At 68.4% G+C, this 22892-nt stretch carries 21 protein-coding genes and 2 tRNA genes; 13 read left to right on the top strand and 10 right to left on the bottom strand.

Features of this window, described 5'->3' with window-relative positions; genetic code table 11:
- Positions 1-28: 28 nt before the first annotated feature.
- Both MTBSS4_RS05075 and MTBSS4_RS05070 read right to left on the bottom strand, forming a co-directional pair.
- Complete coding sequence (locus MTBSS4_RS05075; protein WP_173982312.1) at positions 29-1207, bottom strand: alanine--glyoxylate aminotransferase family protein; 1179 nt, start codon at positions 1205-1207, stop codon at positions 29-31.
- Positions 1204-2250 carry a DUF2125 domain-containing protein gene (locus MTBSS4_RS05070; protein ID WP_173982311.1) on the bottom strand — a complete coding sequence of 349 codons (1047 nt, stop codon included), beginning with the start codon at positions 2248-2250 and terminating at the stop codon, positions 1204-1206. The genes MTBSS4_RS05075 and MTBSS4_RS05070 overlap by 4 nt, the downstream gene beginning before the upstream one ends.
- Between MTBSS4_RS05070 and MTBSS4_RS05065 the strand changes: the two genes are divergently transcribed.
- Positions 2249-2836, top strand: coding sequence for a gamma-glutamylcyclotransferase (locus MTBSS4_RS05065; RefSeq protein WP_173982310.1), 588 nt, complete (start codon positions 2249-2251; stop codon positions 2834-2836). The genes MTBSS4_RS05070 and MTBSS4_RS05065 overlap by 2 nt on opposite strands.
- 14 nt (positions 2837-2850) lie before the next feature.
- Here MTBSS4_RS05065 and MTBSS4_RS05060 read toward each other — a convergent pair whose 3' ends face one another.
- Positions 2851-4845: a protein meaA gene (locus MTBSS4_RS05060; RefSeq protein ID WP_173982309.1), complete on the bottom strand. Its 1995-nt coding sequence runs from the start codon at positions 4843-4845 to the stop codon at positions 2851-2853.
- Positions 4846-5067: 222 nt separating this feature from the next.
- On the opposite strand from MTBSS4_RS05060, the gene ccrA reads away from it, so the two are divergent.
- From ccrA to MTBSS4_RS05005, 11 genes are all read left to right on the top strand, one after another.
- Positions 5068-6324 carry a crotonyl-CoA carboxylase/reductase gene (gene ccrA, locus MTBSS4_RS05055; RefSeq protein WP_173982308.1) on the top strand — a complete coding sequence of 419 codons (1257 nt, stop codon included), beginning with the start codon at positions 5068-5070 and terminating at the stop codon, positions 6322-6324.
- Between the two features lie 63 nt (positions 6325-6387).
- Positions 6388-8049 carry an acyl-CoA dehydrogenase family protein gene (locus tag MTBSS4_RS05050; protein WP_173982307.1) on the top strand — a complete coding sequence of 554 codons (1662 nt, stop codon included), beginning with the start codon at positions 6388-6390 and terminating at the stop codon, positions 8047-8049.
- Positions 8050-8056: 7 nt separating this feature from the next.
- Positions 8057-8644 (top strand): DUF6624 domain-containing protein, encoded by a 588-nt coding sequence (locus tag MTBSS4_RS05045; protein WP_173982306.1) that lies wholly within the window; start codon positions 8057-8059, stop codon positions 8642-8644.
- 155 nt (positions 8645-8799) lie between these two features.
- A tRNA-Pro gene (locus tag MTBSS4_RS05040) sits at positions 8800-8876 on the top strand.
- Positions 8877-8921: 45 nt separating this feature from the next.
- On the top strand, positions 8922-9230 hold the full coding sequence (locus MTBSS4_RS05035) for an ETC complex I subunit (protein WP_173982305.1): 309 nt from the start codon (positions 8922-8924) through the stop codon (positions 9228-9230).
- Between the two features lie 168 nt (positions 9231-9398).
- Positions 9399-11189 (top strand): PAS domain S-box protein, encoded by a 1791-nt coding sequence (locus MTBSS4_RS05030; RefSeq protein WP_173982304.1) that lies wholly within the window; start codon positions 9399-9401, stop codon positions 11187-11189.
- A complete protein-coding gene (locus MTBSS4_RS05025; protein ID WP_173982303.1) occupies positions 11189-11623 on the top strand; it encodes a HAMP domain-containing sensor histidine kinase in 435 nt (144 codons plus the stop codon). Before MTBSS4_RS05030 ends, MTBSS4_RS05025 begins: the two co-directional genes overlap by 1 nt.
- 87 nt (positions 11624-11710) lie before the next feature.
- Positions 11711-11787 (top strand) — tRNA-Arg (locus MTBSS4_RS05020).
- A gap of 56 nt (positions 11788-11843) precedes the next feature.
- The gene (locus tag MTBSS4_RS05015; protein ID WP_173982302.1) at positions 11844-13658 is read left to right on the top strand and encodes an ATP-binding cassette domain-containing protein; all 1815 of its coding nucleotides are present in this window, start codon (positions 11844-11846) and stop codon (positions 13656-13658) included.
- 100 nt (positions 13659-13758) lie between these two features.
- Positions 13759-14631 (top strand): DMT family transporter, encoded by an 873-nt coding sequence (locus MTBSS4_RS05010; RefSeq protein ID WP_173982301.1) that lies wholly within the window; start codon positions 13759-13761, stop codon positions 14629-14631.
- Complete coding sequence (locus tag MTBSS4_RS05005) at positions 14628-15305, top strand: N-acetylmuramoyl-L-alanine amidase (protein WP_173982300.1); 678 nt, start codon at positions 14628-14630, stop codon at positions 15303-15305. The genes MTBSS4_RS05010 and MTBSS4_RS05005 overlap by 4 nt, the downstream gene beginning before the upstream one ends.
- Here the strand turns inward: MTBSS4_RS05005 and MTBSS4_RS05000 are convergent.
- The 5 genes from MTBSS4_RS05000 to MTBSS4_RS04980 form a co-directional block, all read right to left on the bottom strand.
- Positions 15276-16046, bottom strand: a complete 771-nt coding sequence (locus MTBSS4_RS05000) for a CbiX/SirB N-terminal domain-containing protein (protein WP_173982299.1) — start codon at positions 16044-16046, stop codon at positions 15276-15278. The genes MTBSS4_RS05005 and MTBSS4_RS05000 overlap by 30 nt on opposite strands.
- Complete coding sequence (gene cobA, locus MTBSS4_RS04995; RefSeq protein ID WP_173982298.1) at positions 16043-16840, bottom strand: uroporphyrinogen-III C-methyltransferase; 798 nt, start codon at positions 16838-16840, stop codon at positions 16043-16045. Before cobA ends, MTBSS4_RS05000 begins: the two co-directional genes overlap by 4 nt.
- A gap of 96 nt (positions 16841-16936) precedes the next feature.
- A complete protein-coding gene (locus MTBSS4_RS04990; protein ID WP_173982297.1) occupies positions 16937-17644 on the bottom strand; it encodes an ATP12 family chaperone protein in 708 nt (235 codons plus the stop codon).
- A 13-nt stretch (positions 17645-17657) separates the two neighbouring features.
- On the bottom strand, positions 17658-19673 hold the full coding sequence (locus MTBSS4_RS04985) for an AsmA family protein (RefSeq protein WP_173982296.1): 2016 nt from the start codon (positions 19671-19673) through the stop codon (positions 17658-17660).
- Positions 19670-20347: an HAD family hydrolase gene (locus MTBSS4_RS04980; protein WP_173982295.1), complete on the bottom strand. Its 678-nt coding sequence runs from the start codon at positions 20345-20347 to the stop codon at positions 19670-19672. The genes MTBSS4_RS04985 and MTBSS4_RS04980 overlap by 4 nt, the downstream gene beginning before the upstream one ends.
- 696 nt (positions 20348-21043) lie before the next feature.
- Between MTBSS4_RS04980 and MTBSS4_RS04975 the strand changes: the two genes are divergently transcribed.
- Positions 21044-21517, top strand: a complete 474-nt coding sequence (locus tag MTBSS4_RS04975; RefSeq protein WP_173982294.1) for a copper chaperone PCu(A)C — start codon at positions 21044-21046, stop codon at positions 21515-21517.
- Positions 21518-21548: 31 nt separating this feature from the next.
- Here the strand turns inward: MTBSS4_RS04975 and MTBSS4_RS04970 are convergent, their stop codons facing one another.
- Positions 21549-22130 (bottom strand): TlpA disulfide reductase family protein, encoded by a 582-nt coding sequence (locus MTBSS4_RS04970; RefSeq protein WP_173982293.1) that lies wholly within the window; start codon positions 22128-22130, stop codon positions 21549-21551.
- Positions 22127-22732, bottom strand: coding sequence for an SCO family protein (locus MTBSS4_RS04965; protein ID WP_254432384.1), 606 nt, complete (start codon positions 22730-22732; stop codon positions 22127-22129). The genes MTBSS4_RS04970 and MTBSS4_RS04965 overlap by 4 nt, the downstream gene beginning before the upstream one ends.
- Positions 22733-22892 lie beyond the last annotated feature (160 nt).

Below are 22892 nucleotides of genomic sequence, written 5' to 3'. Positions count from 1 at the left end.
CCAATTCACCGGTGGGGAGAAACCGCTATCAGATCAGCAGCAGCCGATTGGCCGCCGCCGCGCCGGCTCCGGCGGAAAGCTTGAAGCCCTGGGCGGCCAGGGCGGATTCCAGCGCCCCGAGGCAGGAGGCGACGTGACGGGGGGTGGCGCTTTGCCCCATCAGGCCGATGCGCCAGACCTTTCCGGCCAGGGCGCCGAGGCCGGCGCCGATCTCCAGCCCGTGCGTGGTCAGCAGGACCGAGCGGACCTGGGCCTCGTCGATGCCGTCGGGCACCACCACGGCGTTGAGCTGCGGCAGTCGGGCGCCTTCGGCCACCAGCAGCGACAGGCCCATCGCCTCCAGCCCGGCGCGCAGCGCCTGATGCATCATGGCGTGGCGGGTCCAGGAATGCTCGATGCCCTCCTCGTGCAGCATGACCAGGGATTCGTGCAGGCCGTACAGGGCGTTGACCGGGGCGGTGTGGTGATAGGTCCGCTTGGCGCCGCCGCCCCAATAGGCGGTCAGCAGGGTGAGGTCGAGGAACCAGCTCTGCACCTTGGTCTTGCGGGATTTCAGGGTCTCGGCCGCCCGGTCCGAGAAGGTCAGCGGCGACAGGCCGGGCGGGCAGGACAGGCATTTCTGGCTGCCGGAATAGACCGCGTCGGCGCCCCAGTGATCCACCAGCACCGGAATGCCGGCCAGCGAGGTCACCGTGTCGACGATGGACAGCGCCCCGTGTTCGCGGGCGAGGGCGCACAGGTCGCCGGCGGGAGATTCGACGCCGGTCGAGGTCTCTGCATGGACGAAGGCCAGCGCCTTGACGCCTGGATTGGCCTTCAGCGCCGCTTCCACCTTGTCGGGATCGACCGGCGTGCCCCAGTCGTTCTCCACCACCACCGCCCTGGCGCCGCAGCGTTCGACATTCTCCCGCATGCGGCCGCCGAACACGCCGTTGACGCAGACCACCACGGTGTCGCCGGGCTCGACCAGATTGACGAAGCAGGCTTCCATGCCGGCCGATCCGGGGCCGGAAATGGGCAGGGTCAGCGCGTTGGCGGTGAAGAAAGCCTCCTGCAACATGGATTTCACCTCATCCATCATGCCGACGAAAGCCGGGTCGAGATGGCCCAGCGTCGGCCGGGCCATGGCCGACAGCACCCGGTGGTGCACGTCGGACGGCCCCGGTCCCATCAGCAGGCGCTTGGGCGGCTGGAACGGCTTGGTCATGACGGAGGTCCTTCTGACAGGAGGGAGGGCAGCGACAGCGGAGGAACCCGCAGCACGCGAATCTGGCCGGCCGACAGGATGTTGTCCTGGACCGACACCGGAATGGTCAGGGTGGGACGGCCCTGGGCGTCGGGCCGCGCCATCAGGCCCATCATCACCTCGGCGGCCGAGGCCACGCCCGGCTCCATCAGGCCGTTCCGGACCAGCCGGGTCGTCAGGCCGGACCAGCCTCGCACCCGGCTGCTGGTGGCTAGCAGCGGCTGAAGGGCCGGGTCGAGGGCGAAGGTGCCGTCGGCCTCGATGGACAGCGGCGCCCAGTCCAGGGTCAGCCGGTCCAGTTCGATGGTGCCGCCATCGCGGCTCCACGCCTCCAGGGCGGCCAGTGACGGCCCATCGGGCACGGTTCCCATCAGCCGGGCCTCCAGATGCGCCGAATCGATGCGGTGGGCCAGAAGCGGGACGAGGCCGTCCGGCAGGTCGAGGCCGCGCAGTCCCAGGCTTATGGCCAGCGACGCCTTGTCATGGCCCGGATCGGGCGGAAACAGCCATTCGATTCCCAGGGCGGCCGAGCCCAGGGTCATGGACGATGCGCCCGGCTGTTCCATGGCCGCCTGGCTGACGGCGAGATCCAGCCGTTTCAACCGGCCATCGGGAGCCAGGGCAAGATGGGCCTCGGCGATCTTGGCCGAAACGATGCCGTTCCACCCGCCGACGGACAGGCGGTGGATTCCCGCCAGCCCCACCACCGGGGCCAGCGGATCGAGCAGGGGGATGGTGACGGTGACGTCCTCGCCCCGCCAGGACTGGCCGGAGGGACCGGCCAGAGAGATTCGGGGCAGTCGGGCGGCGACGGTGGCGGGAAAGCCCCCCAGGGCGGGCGGGGCGATGTCGACGACCCAGCCCCGGGCGCGGCGGTCCTCGGCGAAGGCATCGATTCCCTTGCGCAACTGCCCGGCCGCATGGAACCAATAGGCGCTCACCCCGATGACGGCGACCAGGGCGGGGGTCAGGACAAGGGCGGCGATGCGGAGACGGACGGACATGGAGTCCACCAAGGAAGGAACCTGCTGTTCCACCTCTACCCTGCCGGGCGGCGGGGAACAAGGGGCTGGCGATTTCTGGGTGTTCGCCTACGGCTCGCTGATGTGGCGGCCGGACTTCGATCATGTCGAGGCCCGTTTGGCCCGCCTGACGGGCTATCATCGCGCCATGTGCATCCTGTCCAACCATTACCGGGGCACCCACGAGCGTCCGGGGCTGGTTCTGGGGCTGGACCGGGGGGGCTCGTGCGTCGGCCGCGCCTTCCGGGTCGAGCCCGCCGACGTCGAGACGGTCAGGCGAATCCTGTTCGAGCGCGAGATGATCACCGGCGTCTACATTCCGCGCGACGTGCCGGTCCGGCTGGACGACGGCCGCCGGGTCGCCGCCTGGGCCTTCGTGGCCCGGCACGATCACGAGCAGTACGTCCCGCCCGATCCGGTCCGCGCCGTCGCCCTGATCCGCCAGGGGGTGGGGCGGGCCGGGTCCAGCCGCGACTACCTCGCCCGCACGGTGGAGGAGATGGAGCGGCTGGGCATCCGTGCCGGAATGCTGCACGGATTGCTGGCGGCGGTGGACCGGCGGGAGTGATCCCCGGCCGGCGCCTATGCCGCCTTGGCGCGGGACGCCAGCAGATCGACGATGTCGCCCATGATGGCGGTGATGTCGTAGTCCTTTGGGGTGTAGATGCGGGCGCAGCCGGCGGCCAGCAGGGTTTTCTCGTCCTCGGGCGGAATGATGCCGCCGGCGATCACCGGAATGTCGCCCAGGCCGGCGGCCCGCATGCGCTCCAGCACCTCGGTCACCAGCGGAATATGGCTGCCCGACAGGATCGACAGGCCGACCACATGGACGCCTTCCTCCAGCGCCGCGTTGACGATCTGGGCGGGGGTGAGGCGGATGCCCTCGTAGACCACTTCCATGCCGGCATCCTTGGCGCGCACCGCGATCTGCTCGGCGCCGTTGGAATGACCGTCCAGGCCGGGCTTGCCCACCAGCATCTTGACCCGGCGGCCGAGCCGGGCGGAAATCGCCTCGACCTTGTCGCGCACCGCGCCGATCCTGTCGCTTGTGACGCTGGCGGCGGCGCGGGCGACGCCGGTGGGGGCGCGGTATTCGCCGAACACCTCCCTCAGCGTGCCGGCCCATTCGCCGCCGGTGACGCCGGCATGGGCGCAGGCGATCGAGGGGTCCATGATGTTGCGGCCCTCGGCGGCGGCGGATTTCAGCCCGGCGATGGCCTTGGCGACCGCCGCCTGGTCGCGGGCGGCGCGGAACGCCTTCAGGCGCTCGATCTGCTCGGCCTCGGCCTTGGGGTCGACGGTCATGATCGAACCGTCCCCGGTGGTCAGCGGGCTGGGTTCGGTCTCGGTCCACTTGTTGACGCCGACCACGATCTGCTCGCCCGATTCGATGGCGCCGAGGCGCCGCGCGTTGGATTCCACCAGCTTCTGCTTCATGTAGCTGGATTCAACGGCGGCGACCGCGCCGCCCATGTCGGCGATGCGCTTCAACTCGTCGCGGGCGCCGGCCTTCAGTTCCTCGACCTTGCGGTTGACCTCGGTGGAGCCGTCGAAGATGTCGCCGAATTCCAGCAGGTCGGTCTCGTAGGCGACGATCTGCTGAAGCCTGAGCGACCATTGCTGATCCCACGGGCGCGGCAGGCCCAGCGCCTCGTTCCAGGCGGGAAGCTGCACGGCGCGGGCGCGCGCGTTCTTTGACAAGACCACCGCCAGCATTTCCAGGATGATGCGATAGACGTTGTTCTCGGGCTGCTGCTCGGTCAGGCCCAGGGAATTGACCTGGACGCCGTAGCGGAATCGCCGCGCCTTCTCGTCTTCGATGCCGTAGCGCTCGCGGCAGATCTCGTCCCACAGCTCGGTGAAGGCGCGCATCTTGCAAAGCTCGGTGACGAAGCGGATGCCGGCGTTGACGAAGAAGCTGATGCGCGAGACCACCTGCTCGAAATCGGCTTCCGGCACCACCGGGCGCACGGTGTCGAGCACCGCGATGGAGGTCGCCAGCGCGAAGGCCAGTTCCTGCTCCGGTGTGGCGCCGGCTTCCTGGAGGTGGTAGGAGCAGACGTTCATGGGGTTCCACTTGGGAACCTCGCGGTAGGTGAAGCTGATGACGTCGCTGGTCAGCCGGAGCGAGGGCTGCGGCGCGAAGATGTAGGTGCCGCGCGACAGGTATTCCTTGATGATGTCGTTCTGGGTGGTGCCGTTCAGCGCCGAGCGCGCCGCTCCCTGCCGTTCCGCCGCCGCGATGTAGAGCGACAGCAGCCACGGCGCCGGGGCGTTGATGGTCATGGAGGTGTTCATCTTCTCCAGCGGGATGCCCTCGAACAGGGTCATCATGTCGCCGATATGGCATACCGGCACGCCCACCTTGCCCACTTCGCCCTTGGCCAGCGGGTGGTCGCTGTCGTAGCCGGTCTGGGTCGGCAGGTCGAAGGCGATGGACAGGCCGGTCTGGCCCTTGGCCAGATTGGTGCGGTAGAGCCTGTTGGACTCGGCCGCCGAGGAATGGCCGGAATAGGTCCTGATCAGCCAGGGCTTCTCGCGGGCCGGAATCGGACTGGCGGCGGTCTTGTCGGTCATGGGGCGCTCCACACTTTCTCTCGGTCAAAAAAATGTCGCATTTTCCGGGGGGTACGATGGCCTCGCGACCTAAAATTTCTCGGAACCCCGGCTTGGCGAAACAAACTATCATTTTGTGCATTGCGAAGAAAGCGACAAAACGCTAAAAGGCGGTGTGTCGAGCGCCACGGTGGTGGTCGTGTCGGCGCATCGTCGTACCAGGGTGCTTTAAGGAGTTCTGAGATGAGCGAACAGGTGGTCAAGGATCTCTACGAGCTGGGTGAGATCCCGCCGCTCGGGCATGTGCCGCAGAAGATGTACGCCTGGGCGATCCGGCGCGAGCGTCACGGCACCCCGGACAAGGCCATGCAGGTCGAGGTGGTGGACACGCCCGAAATCGATTCGCACGACGTGCTGATCATGGTGATGGCGGCCGGCGTCAATTACAACGGCGTCTGGGCCGCGCTGGGCAAGCCGATCTCGCCGTTCGACTATCACAAGGCCGATTACCACATCGCCGGTTCGGACGCCTCGGGCATCGTCTACAAGGTCGGCTCCAAGGTGAAGCGCTGGAAGGTCGGCGACGAGGTGGTGGTTCACTGCAACCAGACCGACGGCGACGACGAGGAGTGCAACGGCGGCGACCCGATGAACTCGCCGACCCAGCGCATCTGGGGCTACGAGACCCCCGACGGTTCGTTCGCCCAGTTCTGCCGCGTCCAGGCGCAGCAGGTGATGGCGCGGCCCAAGCACCTGACTTGGGAAGAAAGCGCCTGCTACACCCTGACGCTGGCCACCGCCTATCGCATGCTGTTCGGACATCGCCCGCATGTGCTGCGTCCCGGCCACAATGTCCTGGTGTGGGGCGCCGCCGGCGGCCTCGGCTCCATGGCGATCCAGCTGATCGCGGTGTCCGGCGCCAACGCCATCGGCGTGGTGTCCGAGGACGACAAGCGCGAGTTCGTGCTGGGCCTGGGCGCCAAGGGCGTCATCAACCGCAAGGACTTCGACTGCTGGGGCCAGCTGCCCGACGTGGACGGCGATCCCAAGGCGTTCGCCGACTACATGAAGAAGACCCGCGAGTTCGGCAAGGCCATCTGGGACATCACCGGCAAGGGCAACGACGTCGATTTCGTGTTCGAGCATCCCGGCGAGTCCACCTTCCCGGTGTCGTGCAACGTGGTCAAGCGCGGCGGCATGGTGGTGTTCTGCGCCGGCACCACCGGCTACAACCTGACCTTCGACGCCCGCTTCGTGTGGATGCGCCAGAAGCGCATCCAGGGCAGCCACTTCGCCAACCTGCTGCAATCGGCCCAGGCCAACCAGCTGGTGATCGAACGCCGCATCGATCCCTGCATGTCCGAGGTCTATTCGTGGGACGACATCCCGCTGGCCCACATGCAGATGCTGAAGAACCTGCACAAGCCCGGCAACATGGCGGTGCTGGTCCAGGCGCTGAAGCCCGGCCGCTACACCGTCGAGGACTGCATCGAGGGCTGATCTCGACCCGCCCCCTCTCCCGCATGCGGGAGAGGGCTTTCTTTTTGCATCGAGGATTTTCCCATGACCGCCATCCTGCTTCCCGACCTGATCCCCACCTGCGAACGCGCCCTGGCCGTCATCGACAAGCTGCGGCTTGCCGCCAAGGTCTCGGTCACCGCCATGGTCAGCAAGGACGGCAAGATCAACGGCGCCCTGTTCGACGCCAACCAGACCGCCGCCCACGGCTATGCCTGGCTGGCGGTTTACGTGGCGGCGCTGGAACAGATGCTGGGCTGGGCCAGGCGGATCGAGGCCGCCGGCAAGCTGGGCGAACTGGAGACCCTGATGCTTCAGGCCGCCTTTGGCGAATACATCGCCCAGATCTATGGCGGCATCCCCATGAGCCAGGGCGAGATCGTCCGTCCCGGCGATCTGGGGCTCGATTCCAAGACCGTTCACGGCTTCTCGTCGGAGGAGACCACCACCCTGCGCCGCCTGGGCTGCACGGCGGCCGTGCGGACCCGCATCGCCGAACTGATCCGCGACGGCCATCATTTCGGCGAGGCCGCCCTCGACGACGAGACCCTGGTGCTGATCCAGGAGCAGTTCCGCCGCTTCGCCGAGGATGAAGTCATCCCCCATGCCCATGAATGGCATCTGAAGGACGAGCTGATTCCCATCGAGGTGGTCAACCACGTCGCCGAGATGGGCGTGTTCGGCCTGACCCTGCCCGAGGAATACGGCGGGCTCGGCCTCGGCAAGATGTCCATGTGCGTGGTCACCGAGGAACTGTCGCGCGGCTATATCGGCGTCGGCTCGCTCGGCACCCGCTCCGAGATCGCCGGCGAGCTGATCCGCCTTGGCGGCACCGAGGAGCAGAAGCGGGAATGGCTGCCGAAGATCGCCTCGGGCGAGATTCTGCCCACCGCCGTGTTCACCGAGCCCAACACCGGTTCCGACCTGGGATCCTTGCGCACCCGCGCCGTCAGGGAAGGCGACAGCTACGTGGTGACCGGCAACAAGACCTGGATCACCCACGCCGCTCGCACCGACGTCATGACCCTCCTGGTGCGCACCGATCCCAACACCAAGGATTGGAAGGGCCTGTCCATGATGCTGGCGCCCAAGCCGCGCGGCACCGAGGCCGATCCCTTCCCGGCCGAAGGCATGACCGGTGGCGAGATCAAGGTGCTGGGCTATCGCGGCATGAAGGAATACGAACTGGGCTTCGACGGCTTCAAGGTGCCGGCCGCCAATCTGCTGGGCGGTGTCGAGGGCCAGGGGTTCAAGCAATTGATGGAAACCTTCGAATCGGCCCGCATCCAGACCGCGGCGCGCGCCGTCGGCGTCGCCCAGTGCGCCATGGAGATCGGCCTGAAATACGCCAACGAGCGCGTCCAGTTCGGCAAGCCCATCTATGAATTCCCCCGCGTCGGCGGCAAGATCGCCTGGATGGCGGTGGAAACCATGATCGCCCGCCAGCTCACCTATTTCTCGGCCCGCGAGAAGGACGAGGGCCACCGCTGCGACATCGAGGCCGGCATGGCCAAGCTGCTGGCCGCCCGCGTCGCCTGGGCCAACGCCGACAATGCGCTCCAGGTCCACGGCGGCAACGGTTATGCCGAGGAATACCCCATTTCCCGCGTGCTCTGCGACGCCCGCATCCTCAACATCTTCGAGGGCGCGGCGGAAATCCAGGCCCAGGTCATCGCCCGTGGATTGCTGAGCGGCGCCCGGAACTGAGCCGGAGGTGATCCACTTCCGCCACCGCCTGCTGGCGCTGCGCGACGCCGAGCTTGCCCTTCGGGCCGAACTGGCCCAGTCGGGCGAGCCGGCGGGCGGCTATTCGCCGCGCCTGCGCCAGTTGCACGAGGCCAATGCCCGCGAGCTGGAGCTGATCATCGACGACGAGGGCTGGCCCACTCCCGACGTCGCCGATGTCGACGGTTCCGAGGCCGCCTGGCTGGTGGCCATGCACGCGGTGTCGCGGCCGACGTTCATGCGCCGCTGTCTTGGCCTGCTCCAGGCCGCCGCCCGGCGGGGCGACGTGCCGGCCCGCCACGCCGCCATGCTGGAAGACCGCATCCGCGCCCTGGAGGGCCGGCCCCAGCGCTTCGGCACCCAGCTTTGCTGGCAAGACGGCGTGCTGACGCCGCTGCCCATCGACGAACCCGATACGGTGGACCAGCGCCGCGCCGCTTCCGGCCTTGCCCCCCTGGCCGAGACCGTCGCCACCGCACGGGCCGCCGCCCAGTCCGACGGCGCCCCGCCCACCGAGGAATGGGAAGCCTCGTCCGCCATTCTCGACGCCCTCGCCAAGGAAGTCGGCTGGCGGTAGGCCGGGGGCGCCAGTCCTTCGCCACGGCGTTCGGCGTCAAGCCGGCGCTTCGGTTGCCTGTCGGTCCGTTGGGGCTTCGATACGGAACGGGGCGATCGTCCGCCATCTCAGCCCCTCCTTGCCAATCGGGCCGAAACCCCTTACAAACCGCGCATCGGGGTGTAGCTCAGCCTGGTAGAGCGCCAGCTTTGGGAGCTGGATGCCGGAGGTTCGAATCCTCTCGCCCCGACCATGTTGAGACTTGCGCAGACTTCGACAGACGAGCAGGAGAACCGTGATGCAGGTGCGCATCTATCGCCCGGCCAAGACGGCCATGCAGTCCGGCCGCGCCGGCAACGCCAAGGACTGGGTGCTGGAATACGAGCCCGTCGCCCCCAAGCAGCCCGACAATCTGATGGGCTGGCTGGGGTCGGGCGATACCGCGTCGCAACTGCGCATCAGGTTCGCGACCCGCGACGAGGCCGTCGCCTTCGCCAGGCGCAAGGGGCTGGATTATCAGGTCTCGGACGAGAACATCCGCCAGCAGAAGCCGAAGAACTACTCCGACAACTTCCGCTTCGACAAGCTGGAGTTCGGGCGCTTCTGAGGCCGGGCGGGAACTCCCGGGGCAGGGAGACGGCCGACAAAACGTTGCCAGGGCCCGGAGTGTCGGCCATGATGCCGAAGGAAGACGGCCGGCCCGGTCGGTCGTCGCAGGGGGGAGGTTCCTGGCGGTGCCCATTATCCGGGCGTACATGACGTGTGGGGCGCTCGCGTGAGTGGGGCGGCTCCGCATGTCCTGATCGTCGAGGACAGCATGACCCAGGCCTTCAGCCTGGAATACCTGCTGTCCGAGAACGGCTACCGGGTGACCATCGCCAATAACGGTCTCCAGGCGCTGGAGATGGCGCATATCCACAAGCCCGACCTGGTGATCAGCGACATCACCATGCCGATCATGGGCGGCTTCGAGTTTTGCTCGAAGGCCAAGGCCGATGCCGGTCTGCGGCTGATTCCCATCCTGCTGCTGACCGATCTCAGCAATCCGGACGACATCATCCACGGGCTGGAGGCCCGCGCCGACGGCTATATCACCAAGCCCTACGAGGAGGGGTTCCTGCTTCGCAAGATCAGGACCCTGCTTGCCATGCGGGAATTGCCGCAGGGCGATGACGAGGATTCCGGGCAGGCCATCGAATTCATCTTCAACGGCCAGAAGCACGTCATCACCGCCAGCCGCAAGCATATCCTGGACATGTTCATCTCCACCTACGAACACTCGCTGGCGCAGATGAAGATCTTGGAGCAGAAGCAGCGCGAGCTGAACGACATCAACGCCAAGCTGGCGTCCAGCCTGGACAGTCTGAAGATGTCGGAGGAGCGATTCCGCAGCCTGGTCGAGACGGTGCCGGACATCGTCTACCGGCTGGATTCAGAGGGACGCTTCAGCTTCCTCAACAGCGCTATCGAGCGGCTGGGCTATCATCGCGGCGAACTGATCGGCACCCATTTCAGCGAGATCATCACCCCCACCGAGGTTCAGGCCGTCAGCTGGCAGGACGCGGTGGCAAGGCGCCGGGATGCCGGGCTGTTGCCGCCGGTGCCGCCCAAGCTGTTCGACGAGCGCCGTTCGGGGCAGCGCATGACCGCCGGGCTGGAGGTGCGGCTGAAGACCAAGTCCGGCGTCACGGTCCAGCACGGCGAGGTCAAGCCGCTGTCCCATTCGCCGCTGGTGGTCGAGATCAGTTCCTCGGGATTGTATGGCGAGGGCTCGGAGGCGCGGCGCAATTATGTCGGCACCGTCGGCGTTATCCGCGACATCACCGACCGCAAGAAGGCGCAGGACGCCTTGCAGCACGAGCGCGAGTTCCTGGAAAAGCTGATCAACACGGTTCCCCTGCCGATCTTCCTGGTCGACACCGACGGCGCCATCCAGCGGGCCAACTCGGCGCTGTTCCGCTTTTTCGGGCTTGATCCCCTGGTGACGCTGGGGCGCCGCTGGCACGACGTCCTGCCGCCGGAAAGCGCGGAACGTCTGGCCATGGGCGACCGCGACGGGCTGGAGGAGAATATCTACGAGGCGACCTTGAGCGTCGCCGAGGACGAGCAGCGCATGGTGGTGGTGACCAAGATCCGCTTCGACAAGCCGGGGGAGGGGATCTACGGCCAGATCGGCGTGCTGATCGACGTCACCGAGCGGACCCGCACCGAGACCGAACTGCGCAACGCCAAGCGCCTGGCCGACGAGGCCACCCGCGCCAAGTCCGAATTCCTGGCCACCATGAGCCACGAATTGCGCACCCCGCTTAACGCCATCCTCGGATTTTCCGAGATGATCACCATGAATTCGCTGGATGGCGATTGCCCGCCCCGCTATCGCGATTATGCGTCGAGCATCTATGAATCCGGCGCCCATCTTCTGGAAATCATCAACGACATCCTGGATATCTCGGCGGTCGAGGCCGGCAAGCTGACCCTGCACCCGGAGGAGATCGACATCGCCGCGCTGGTGCTGTCCACCGAACGGCTGATTGAACGAAACCGCTGGCGCGGTATTGGAGTCTGATGTGCAAGATTCAGGTGCGCGCCGAAAAACGCAATCTCAGCCTTGCCGTCGATCTGGCGCCGTCGCCCTCCCGTCTGGTGATCGACCGGCGCCGGGTCAAGCAGATCCTCATCAATCTGCTGGGCAACGCCGTCAAGTTCACCCCCGAGGGCGGCTCCATCATGCTGAAAGTGGCGGGAACGCCCGATGGCGGCGTCTGCTTCGTGGTCTCGGACACCGGCATCGGCATGGACGCCGACGGCATCGTCAAGGCCCTGACCCTGTTTGGACAGGTGGACAGCCGGCTGGCCCGCAAATACGAGGGGACCGGACTGGGGCTGCCGCTCAGCAAGCATCTGGCCGAATCGCTGGGGGGGACGCTGGCGGTGGAAAGCGTGCTGGGCCGGGGCACCACCGTCACCGTCACCCTGCCGCCCGGTTGCGTCGTCGCTTGACCGAAAGCCGATCTTGCGAGGCCGCCTTGCCCTCAGGGCATATTGCCGCCGGCTTGCAAGTGATGCTAGGTAGTCCCTCGGCACATGGCGCCCTTAGCTCAGTTGGATAGAGCAGCCGCCTTCTAAGCGGCAGGTCGCTGGTTCGAATCCAGCAGGGCGCGCCAGTCTCTCCCCTTCCTGGCGGTTTGACTCCGGCGCGGCTTGGGTGTAGCCATCGGCCATGGCTTCCCCTCCTCTCCTCGCGCTCAAGGACGTTCGCCTCACCTTCGGCGGCAAGCCGCTGTTCGAAGGGGTCACCACCTGGATCGGGCGGGGCGACAAGACCTGTCTGGTCGGCCGCAACGGATCGGGCAAGTCGACCTTGCTGAAGGTGATGGCCGGCGATATCGCCCCCGATTCCGGTGAACGCTTCGTCCAGCCCGGCACCCGCGTCGCCACCTTGCCGCAGGACCCCATCATCATCGCCCCCAGCGTCGCCGATTACGTCGCCCAGGGATTGCCGCCGGATGAACGCGACCAGATCTTCCGGGTCGAGACGGTGCTGGACGCCATCGGCATCGACGGCGCCCGCGATCCGGTGGCGCTGTCGGGCGGCGAGGGCCGGCGCGCCGCCCTGGCCCGCGCCCTGGTGGCCCGGCCCGACGTGCTGCTGCTGGACGAGCCCACCAACCACCTGGACCTGCCCACCATCTTGTGGCTGGAGGACTGGCTGAACGCCTTTGGCGGCGCCCTGGTCACCATCAGCCACGACCGACGCTTCCTGGAGACGGTGTCGAGGCAGACGCTGTGGCTGGAACGCGGCGTGGTCCGCCGCGCCGAATGGGGGTTCTCGCGCTTTCCCGCCTGGCAGGAGGAGGTCTACGCCGCCGAGGAGGCCGAGCTGGCGCGCATGAACACCCACATGCGCCAGGAACTGCACTGGCTGTCCAGGGGCGTCACCGGCCGGCGCAAGCGCAACATGGGCCGCCTGCACGCGCTGCACGCCCTGCGCAAGGAGCGGGCGGAGGCCAAGAACGCCATCCTGGTCAGCGGCCGCCGCGTCGCCCTGGCCGCCGAATCGGGCGATCTGTCGGGGCGTCTGGTGATCGAGGCCAAGGCGGTGAGCAAGCGCTTCGCCGACAAGGTCATCGCCGACGGCTTTTCCACCCGCATCCTGCGCGGCGACCGGGTCGGCCTGATCGGCCCCAACGGCGCCGGCAAGACCACCTTGCTGCGCATGCTGACCGGCGAGATCGAGCCTGACGGCGGCTCGGTCCGGCTGGGAACCAATCTGGAGCCCGCCTATTTCGACCAGCGCCGCGCCGCCCTCGATCCCGAGACCAGCGTCTGGGACACCCTGACCGACGGGCGCGGCGACAATGTCTGGGTGCGCGGCCGCCCCCAGCATGTGGTCGGCTATATGAAGGAGTTCCTGTTCTCCGAGGCCCAGGCCCGCACCCCGGTCAAGGCGCTGTCGGGCGGCGAGCGCAACCGCCTGCTGCTGGCCAAGCTGCTGGCCAAGCCGTCCAACCTGCTGATCCTGGACGAGCCCACCAACGACCTCGACATGGACACCCTCGACCTGCTGGAGGAGGTGCTGGCCGATTACGACGGCACCTTGCTGGTGGTCAGCCACGACCGCGACTTCCTCGACCGGCTGGTGACCAGCGTCATCGCTGTGGAAGGCGACGGCGAGGTCAGGGAATACGCCGGAGGCTACACCGACTACCTGAACCAGCGCCCGGCCCCGGACGACAAGGCCGCCCCCAAGCCGGCCGCCAAGCCGGTGGCCGCCCCCAAGCCGCAGAGCCCGCGCAACCGTCTGTCCTACAACGAAGCCCGCGAGCTGGAGCAGTTGCCCGGCAGGATCGACGCCCTGGGCGCCGAGATCGCCAGGCTGGAAAAGGAACTGTCCGACCCGGCGCTGTATTCCCGCGATCCCGCCCGCTTCCAGAAGACCGCCACCCGCGCCGATGCCGCCCGTGCCGAGCTGGACGCCGCCGAGGAACGCTGGCTGGAACTGGAGGCCAAGCGCGAGGAAGCGGCGGGGAAATGACACCCGTCCGCACTCGCCATGTTTCGTGCGGGCAAGATGCCCGCGCTCCGGTCCCGGCCGCCGTCCTGGAGCGCGGGCATCCCGCCCGCATCTCCGGAACATGACCCGCTTCACCGCCTTCGACTGGTTCGCCGCCCTGGCGGTGTCGCTGCTGTGGGGCGGCAACGTGGTGGCGGTCAAGATGGCGGTCGGCACCCTGCCGCCCTTTCTGCTGACCGGCATGCGCTTCGCCGTGGTGGCGCTGGTGCTGGTGCCGTTCTTCCGGCCGCGCCGCGATCAGATGGCGGCCATCCTGGCCCTGTCGGTGGTGCTGGGAATCGGTCATTTCGGCCTGCTGTTCGTGGCGGTCGGCGGCATGGATTCCGCCAGCGCCGGCATCGCGGTCCAGCTTTCCACCCCCATGAGCGCCCTGGTCGCCTGGCTGGCCTATCGCGAGGCGCTGGGCTGGGCGCGGGCCGCCGGTATGGCGGTGGCCTTCGCCGGCGTCGCCATCCTGGCCGGCGAACCCCATCTGGCCAGCCCGATCCCCCTGCTGGTCATGACCGCCAGCATCACCTGCTGGGCGGTTTCCAACGTCATGATCAAGCGCATCGGCGACATCGACCCGCTGGCGATCAACGGCTGGGTGGCGCTGTTCTCGTTTCCGATGCTGCTGGCGCTGTCGGTGTTTCTGGAGACCGGCCAGATCGAGGGCATCCGGGCGACCGGACCGGCCGGGTGGGCCGGGCTGGCCTATACCGTCATCGGATCGACCCTGATCGCCTATACCCTGTGGTACAGGTTGATGGCGCGCCATTCGCTGAACCGGGTGGTGCCGTTCACCCTGCTGGGGCCGGGCGTCGGGCTGGTCGGCGGCGTCATGCTGCTGGGCGAGCCGCTGACCTGGCACAAGCTGCTGGGCTGCGGCCTGACCATCGCCGGCGTGGCGGTGATTCAACTGCTGTCCGACGACAAGGCCAAGGAGAAGGCATGATTCCGTTTCATCATCCCTCGCCCAATTTCGGCCCACGCTCGGCCGGCCCCGTCGACATGCTGGTGATCCACTATACCGGCATGCCGGACGCCGCCGCCGCCCTGGCGCGGCTGTGCGACCCGGCGGCCGAGGTCAGCGCCCATTACCTGATCGAGGAGGACGGCCGCGTCCTCGCCCTGGTCGACGAGGCCGCGCGGGCGTGGCATGCCGGGGCGTCGTTCTGGCGCGGCGAGACCGACGTCAATGCCCGCTCCATCGGCATCGAACTGGTCAATCCCGGCCACGAATTCGGCTACCGCGCCTTTCCCGAGGCGCAAATCGCCGCGCTGGTGGAACTGGTCCACGATATCCTGGGCCGCCATGCCATTCCCGCCCGCAACGTGGTCGGCCATTCCGACGTCGCGCCCACCCGCAAGCAGGACCCCGGCGAGATGTTCCCGTGGAAGGAACTGGCGGAGACGCATGGCATCGGCCTGTGGCCGTGCGGCGAACCGTCCGGCCTGCCGCCTGAGCATGTAATTCTGGCCGGGCTTGCCCATGTCGGCTACGACATCTGGGACCCCAAGGCGGCGGTGACCGCCTTTCAGCGCCACTTCCGGCCGTGGAAGGTGGACGGCCACCCCGATGCCGAGACCATGGGGCGGCTAAAGGCCCTGCTGCGCGTCCTGCGATAGCGCGGCGTTGGCCATTTCCAGGATGACCTCCACCAGGGCCGGCTCGGCACCAAGCCCGCCACCCAGTGCCACCCGATGCCCATGGCAGTCCTTGGGGCCGGTCTCGCCGTCGTTCAGGCCGAACAGCGGCGGAATGTCGCGGCTGGCGTGCATGCCCTGGGCCACCAGCAGCGGCAGGGCCACCACGTCGCGGCACTTGACCAGATCGCGCCAACGGGTCGCCAGCGGCTCCTGTTCCAGGAACACCAGCACAACCTCCTTGAATCCATCCAGGGCGGCGGCGATGGCCCTGGGAGTCTCGCCGGCCCCGCCGGGGCGGGACGAGCCGTGGGCGATCAGCAGCAATGTGCTGTCCCGGGCGATGAAGCCGGCGGCGGCCGCGACCGCCTCGGCACGCCCCCGCAGCAGCGCCGGAATGCGGGGATGGGTTCCCGCCGCCTCGGTGTAGAGGATGCGGCGGCCGTCCCGCTCGGTCACCCGGCCGGTCAGCCGCATCTCGCGGGGGATCAATTCGTCGGTGTAATAGCCCTTGCCGGCGAAGACCGGCACCACCACCAAACGGGCGGCCCCGACCATGGTTTCGGCCGCCGCCAGCGGCGGGGCCTGCTTCATGAACACCGCCGCCACCTCGGCGAACAGCCGGCGGCGGCGGATGTCCTCGGCCAGGGCCAGGATCGGCGCGGCGCCGTCGGGATGGCGGGTCGATCCGTGCCCGACCAGGACCAGCGCCGTGCCGGTCATGGCGTGGGAACCTCCGCCATCGGCGGAGCAAACCAGTCGAGCCGGTCGGCCAGCGCCACCACCCGGCCGATGACGATCAGGGTCGGCGCCTGCAATCCGGCGGCGCGGGTCCGCTCGGCCAGATCGGCCAGGGTGCCCAGCACCCGGCGTTGGCGCGGCGTGGTGCCGTTCTCGATGGCGGCGGCGGGGGTTTCGGCCGGCAGGCCGGCGGCGACCAGTTCGGCGGTGGTCTCGGGCAGCGATTGCAGCCCCATGTAGATCACCAGGGTGGTGTCGGGATCGGCCAGCTTGTCCCAGTTGAGATCCAGGCGATGCCCCTCGCGCAGATGGCCGGGAACGAACTGGACGCCGGTGGCCAGTCCCCGATGGGTCAGCGGAATGCCGGCATAGCTGGAACAGCCGGCGGCGGCGCTGATGCCGGGTACTACCTCGAAGGCGATACCGTTCATGGCCAGATGCAGCGCCTCCTCGCTGCCGCGTCCGAACACGAAGGAATCGCCGCCCTTTAGCCGCACCACGTCGCGGCCGGTCCGGGCGAGCCGCACCAGCAGGTCGTTGATCTCGTCCTGGACGAGGTGATGGTGCCCCAGCGCCTTGCCGGCATAGACGCGCTCGGCCTCGGGCGGGATCAGCGCCATGATCTCGGGACTGACCAGCCGGTCGTAGACCACCAGTCCGGCCGAGCCGATCAGCCGGGCCGCCTTGACCGTCAGCAGGTCGGGATCGCCCGGCCCCGCCCCCACCAGGAAGACGCGCCCGCTCCTGCCCCCCTCCTCGGTCCTTGCCGAATTCATGCCTTCTCCCGCTCCATCTTGATTATTATGTTCTTGTAATATTGCACCGAAGCACGCCGGCCGCCACCGATCTAGCACAGGTCGGACGGATTAGCATCAGACGGCGAGCAGTTCCAGCAGGCGGGCGGCGGCGGCGACGTCGCGGCGCAGTTCGGCGTGGCGTTCGGCGGCTTCCTCGTCCTGGCCCCACTGTTCGATCTGGTAGGTTTCGTCCAGTTGCGACAGGGCGAACGCCTGTTCGGCGGTCAGGCGTCCCTCGGCGAGGGCCAGGGCCAGAATCAGCGATCCCATGACGGCGGTGGCCGACTGGACGGCGGTCAGCCGCCACGGATCGGCGTGCTCCAGGATGCGCCTCAGCGCCGCCAGGGCGCCGGGCGGCTGGTGGATGGCCAGCATGGCGGTGGTGGTGGTCAGGGGGGCGTCGAGCGCCAGCGTCGCCCAGTCCAGCAGCGGCTGCCATTCGCGGGTCTGGCGTTCGGCCAGATCGGTTGGGATTTCCGCCCGGTAGCACAGCAGATCGGTGCCGGCGTATTTCATCAGTTCGGCGATGATATGGTCGCGGTCGGGCTCCACCCGGTCCAGGGCGGTGCTGACCAATTGGGTCAGCGGCATGGTGGCGGGTATCACCACTTCGCCCTGGGCGTTCCATTCGGCGGCTACGGCTTCGGCCAGGGCGGCGGTGGGAACCGCCAGCACCCGTCCGCCCGGAGTCTTGACCGGCTTTCCGTCGAGATGGATCGCATGGCCGTGGCCGGCGGCCGAGATATCGGCCCTGGCATAGACGCGCTTGAAGGATTTCGACAAGACTGACTCCGGGTTATCGGGAACTTTTGGCGACGGCGGCGCAGGGCGCCGCCTCGCCCGAGGGCTTGACCGGCGGCCCGTTGGCGTCGGGCGTCGGGGCGCCCAGCATGCCGCGCAGCCTCAGCCCCGGTCCGCCGCGCGGCGCTAAGGCGAGATCGATGGTTTCGGTGCGCAGGTCGATGCGGCCCGATCCCATGATGGCGGTGCGGATGGTCTCGACGGCGATGCCCCGGTCGGCGTTGATCAGCCCGTCCTTGACGGACAGGTTCAGCGCGGCGCAGCGCAGCAGCAGCGGTTCCTCGGCGTCGGCGTCCAGGGCCGCGATGACCTGGAAAGGCAGGTCGGTCCCGCCGCGCGACAGGGTGGCCTGGCCGAGGACCAGGGAGAGGCTGCCCTCCAGGTTGCCGGCCAGGACGCGGGGGCTGGCGCCGGCGCTCCTGATGTCCAGGACCAGGTCGCCGCGCCCGCCGGTCACCGGTCCCGCGCCTCCCAATCGGGCGAAATCGAGGCCGATTCCGGCCAGGCGCAGGGCGACGGAGGGGACGCGCGCGGCCGCGTCGACGCGGGCTTCGCCCTTCAGGCTGCCCTCGCCCAGCCGGGCCGAGAATTCCCCCACCGTCAGCCGGGCCGCGTCGAGGCGGAGATGGGCGGTGGTATCGGACAGGACCATGCCGCCCAGGTGAAGGCGGGCGACGCTCAGCGACAGATCGAGATCGAAGGCCTTCAGCGCCTCGAATGGCAGCAGATCCAGCGACAAGATGCGCCCGTCCACCACCGGAATGGCGGGGCGCAGGGGAACCAGCGGGTTGGCCTCGGTCCCCCGGAGGGCGGGGGGCAGGCTGATCTCGGCCGGGGTCAGGCTTGACAGGGCCAGACGTCCGGACAGGCGCGGCCGGCCGGCCTGGACCAGCGACAGGTCGCCGGCGACGTCGTTGCGGCCTATGGCGCCCTTGATGCCGGCAAGATGCCAGCCGTTGTCGATGTCGGACAGCCGCGCCGCCAGCTTGACCGGTCCGGCCGCCGGCGGATCAATTCCCAAGAGTCGGAAGAGGGCGCCGGTTCCATCGGCCTCGGCAACCAGGGCGAGATCAAGGCCGGCGGTCCGGGTCAGGGATCGCGCCGAGCCCTTGACGCTGAGCAACAGGCTGTCGCGACGCCCCATCACCGCGTCGATGTCGGTAAGGCCGAGGCTTCCCTGGGCGTCCGACAGCCTAGCCGACAGCTTGTAGGGGCCGATGGCGGCGATGCGATCGCCCAGATCCGATCCAGCCCGCTTCAGCAGTTCGGCGAGCTCGTCGCCCTGGGCCTTGACGTCGAGGTCGATGCCCTTGCCGGCCAGCGGCTCGGCGACCTGTCCCCGGACCACCACCACGGCGCCGCTGGCCGATCCCTTGAGCCGAAGCGGATAGGGCTTGGCGTCCAGCAGGGCGGCGGCGGGGCCCAGGGTTCCGGAAATCTCGAAGGCGTTGCCGTTCCAGCGGCCCTCCGCCATCAGCGACAGCGGCCCGCCCTCCACGCTTTCCGGCCGGATGCGGGCACGGACGACGTCGATGTGGGGTTCGGATTCGCGCCAGACGATGGCGGCGTCCTCGACGACGATGTCCGCCACCGCCAGGCGGGTGGACGGGACCTTGTCGGCAGGGCGGATCAGATCAAGGCCGCCGCCGGGGCGGGGCATGGTCTCGGGCCGCAGGATCGGACGCTGGAGTGTCGCGCTTTCGATCCGCAATTCCCGGAACATCAGCGGCAGCAGCGCCACCCGGGCCTCGATGCGGTCGATATAGAGCAGCGGCAGGCCGCTGCCGGGGCGGCTCAGCGACAGGCCGGTGAAACTGAGCTGGGGACGAAGGCCCAGCTTCAGCTTGGTTGGGCCGGAAAAGCTCAGGTCCAGGCCGCTGGCCCTGCCGACCTCCCGGGCCAGGAAGGCCTGATAATCCGCGCTGTCCAGCGATTTCGACGCCGCGATCAGCGCCACGGCCACCGCCAGGACCAGGGCGGCGACGATCTTGAGCACGCTGGAAAACCTCATCCCCGCTCTCCGGCCAGGGCGTCCAGCACCTCGGTGATGTTGTCGAAGGTGTCCAACACCACCTGGGCGCCGGCCTGATGCAGCTCGTCAAGCGAGTGATAGCCCCACGACACCCCCACGGCGCCGGTCCGGGCGGCGGCGGCCATGGCCATGTCATAGGCGGTGTCGCCGATCATGACCATGTCGCCGGGATCGAGGCCGCAATCCTCGGCGGCCCGCTTCAGCATGGAGGGGTTGGGCTTGCTGGGATGGTCGTCGGCGGTCTGGATGGTGATGAAGCGGCCCTTGAGCCCGTGGCTGTCCAGCAGGGCGTCGACTCCGCGCCGGGACTTGCCGGTGGCGAGGCCCAGCAGCCAGCCCTCGGCCTCGAGGACGTCGAGGGCTTCCCTCACTCCGGGGAACAGCGGCTCCATGGTGTCGGGCAGCAGCCGCATGGCGCGGAAGGCCTCCTTGTAGGATTCGGCCACCGCCCGGTGCAGCGACGACGGCGCCCAGGGCAGCAGGACGGAACAGGCCTCCACCAGCGACAGACCGATGATCCGCCGCACCTGATCCGGGCGCGGAATGCCGAGATTGAGGCTGCTCCACGCCTCGGTCATGGCCGAGACGATGTTGTGCTGGCTGTCGACTAGGGTGCCGTCGACGTCGAAGACGGCTAGGCGCAACTTCGTCATTTCAATCCGCTGGACGTTACGCGCCCACACTACAGCATCGGAAGCGTACAACCAACCGGCTGAATGTGCCGCCGCCGGCGATTTGACGCGCCCGGTTGACTTCGGTTAATCTTTTCCGGTCCGGGATGTGCGAGTCTTCCGGACATTCGAGGAGGAACGAGTTGGGCCGATTCCGGTCAGCCATGATGAAGCGTTTCCGCACCCTCCGGCCGTCGATCCGGCCGGGACTGGTCGGGGCGCTCGCGGCTGCCTTTCTGCTCCAGGGGTTCCTTCCCGGCCTCGATCTCGCCTTCCGGGGCGAGATGCCCTGGACCCCATTCGGGATCGAGTCCGCCATCTGCCATTCCCCTCCATCCGGTGAGGCCGCGCGCGCGGCGGCTCCCGCCGGGTCGGACGGGGAACGGCAAGCCGAGCATCACGGATGCTGCCTGGTGTGCCAGGCCGCTCCGCTGGCGAAAGGGACGCTGCCGTCCCCAACCTTCACGCTACCCACCGCAGGTACGGCAACGCTTCTGGCCGCCCGGAGCGTCTCGACACGGGTCGATCAGCACGCATCCCACCGGTATCTGGCCCGGGCGCCCCCGCATTCCGTGGCGTGACGCCACCGCAAATCCATCCACGCCGTCACCACTCGCGACAGTCGGGCATCGGAATGATAGCCTGCCCCCTACCTGTTTTGCCCGGAGCCTTAGCCGAATGAAGCACATCATCCTTGCCGCCGCCGCCGCCGTCCTGATGCTGGCGTCGCCCGTATCCGCCGCCGATATCGAGGTGTCCGGCCAGTTCATGCGCGCCACTCCCATGGTTGGCGGCAACGGGGCGGCCTTTCTCACCATCCGCAACCATGGCGGCGACGACCGTCTGGTCGCCGCCGAGGCCGCCATCTCCAAGTCGGTGGAACTGCACACCCACGTCAAGGACGGCGAGGTCTTCCGGATGCGCAAGGTCGACGCCATCGCCGTGCCCAAGAGCGGCACCGTCGAGTTGAAGCCGGGCGGCGATCACGTCATGTTCATGGGCCTTGTCGAGCCGATGAAGGAAGGCGTCAAGGTGCCTGTCACCCTGGTGTTCGAGAGGGCCGGCAAGATCATGGTCGAGGTGCCGGTGCTGGCCGCCGGCGCCATGGGCGCCGCCCCCATGATGCAGCACGGACCCGGCATGAAGCACTGATCCTGGGGGGGCGTATATAGGGCTCGACGCTCTAGGGCGCCGGTCCGGTCAGTTTGGCCAGCGGCGGCGCCATGTCGGGGGTCAGCGGCCGCCCGGCCGCCAGGGCGTCCAGCAGCCGGGCGGCCACCGGGCCTTCCCACTCGGCGGCGCCCACATAGCGGGCGACCTCGCGGCCCTGGCTGTCGAGCAGCAGGGTGACCGGCAGGACGCTGGCGCCCAGCTTCTCGGCGGCGGCGCGGGCCTCGTCCGTGCGGATGTCCAGCGTCTTGATCCCCAGCCGGGCGTAGGTGTTGACCACCGCGACCTTGCCGCCGCGATCCAGCGACAGCGCCACCACCCGGACCCCCATGGCCTCGGCCTTGGGCTTCAGGCGGTCCAGCGCCGGCAGTTCGGCGACGCAGGGCAGGCACCAGCTGGCCCACAGGTTCAGCAGCACCGCCTGGCCGCGCAAGCCGTCGAGTCCGGCGCTGGCGCCGTTGCCGTCGCGGATGTCGAGGGCGGGCAGGGGCCTCGGCGCGGAATGGATGGTCAGTCCCTGGGCGGCGCGGGCGGCGCTGGCCGGCCGGGCGAGGCCGGCCGCCGCCAGGGCGGCGATGAAGGCCCGCCGGTTCATGGCCGGCTTCCCGGCCTGTCGGAATGAAGGTAGGACCGCACCCGGTCCACCACATGGTCGGATGGAGAGATGTGGGCCAGCCGGGCCAGGAAGTTGCCGGCCCGGTCCATGATGTAGATGGAGGCGGTGTGGTCGACGCTGTAGGCGGCCGGGTCGCCGTTGGCGGCCGGCTGCTTCTGGTAGCGGGCCTTGAGGTTGTAGGCGGTGGCGGCGATCTGCTCGGGCGTGCCGGTCAGGCCGGTGATGCCGGGAAACGACGTCAGGTAATCCCTCAGATGGGCGGGGGTGTCGCGCTCGGGATCGACGCTGATGAACACCGTCGCGACCTTGTCGCGGTCGGGACCCAGCTTGTCCAGGGTCTCGGCCAGGGTGTTGAGCACGGTCGGACAGATGTCGGGGCAATAGGTGTAGCCGAAGGTCATCAGGCGGATCTTGCCGGCGAAGGCCTGGTCGGTGACGGGCCGGCCGTTGACGTCCATCAGGAGGAAGCGTCCCACCACCTCGCGCTCCGCCGCGTCGCGCGGGGGGGGCTCGCCGGCAGACGCCGGGGCGGCGGCGGCGGCGGCAAGCAGCGCCGCGGCGGCCATCAGCAAAGTTTTCATGTCGGTCCCCAATCGTCCCAGTCCAGCCATCGGCACAGGATGCCGCCGTCCCCGCCATCGGGGAAGCCCCATCTTAGCGCCTGGGCCATGATCACAAAGACTGAATATACCCGCCATTTCTTGACGAAAGTTAAGGCCTTTTTACCCCTTCGCGCTCATG

Origin of the sequence: Magnetospirillum sp. SS-4, assembly GCF_902729425.1 — a bacterium.
Classification (GTDB): Bacteria; Pseudomonadota; Alphaproteobacteria; order Rhodospirillales; family Magnetospirillaceae; genus Phaeospirillum.
The sequence above is the reverse complement of the archived record's forward strand: the minus strand, read 5'-3'. Positions and strand labels throughout refer to the sequence as shown.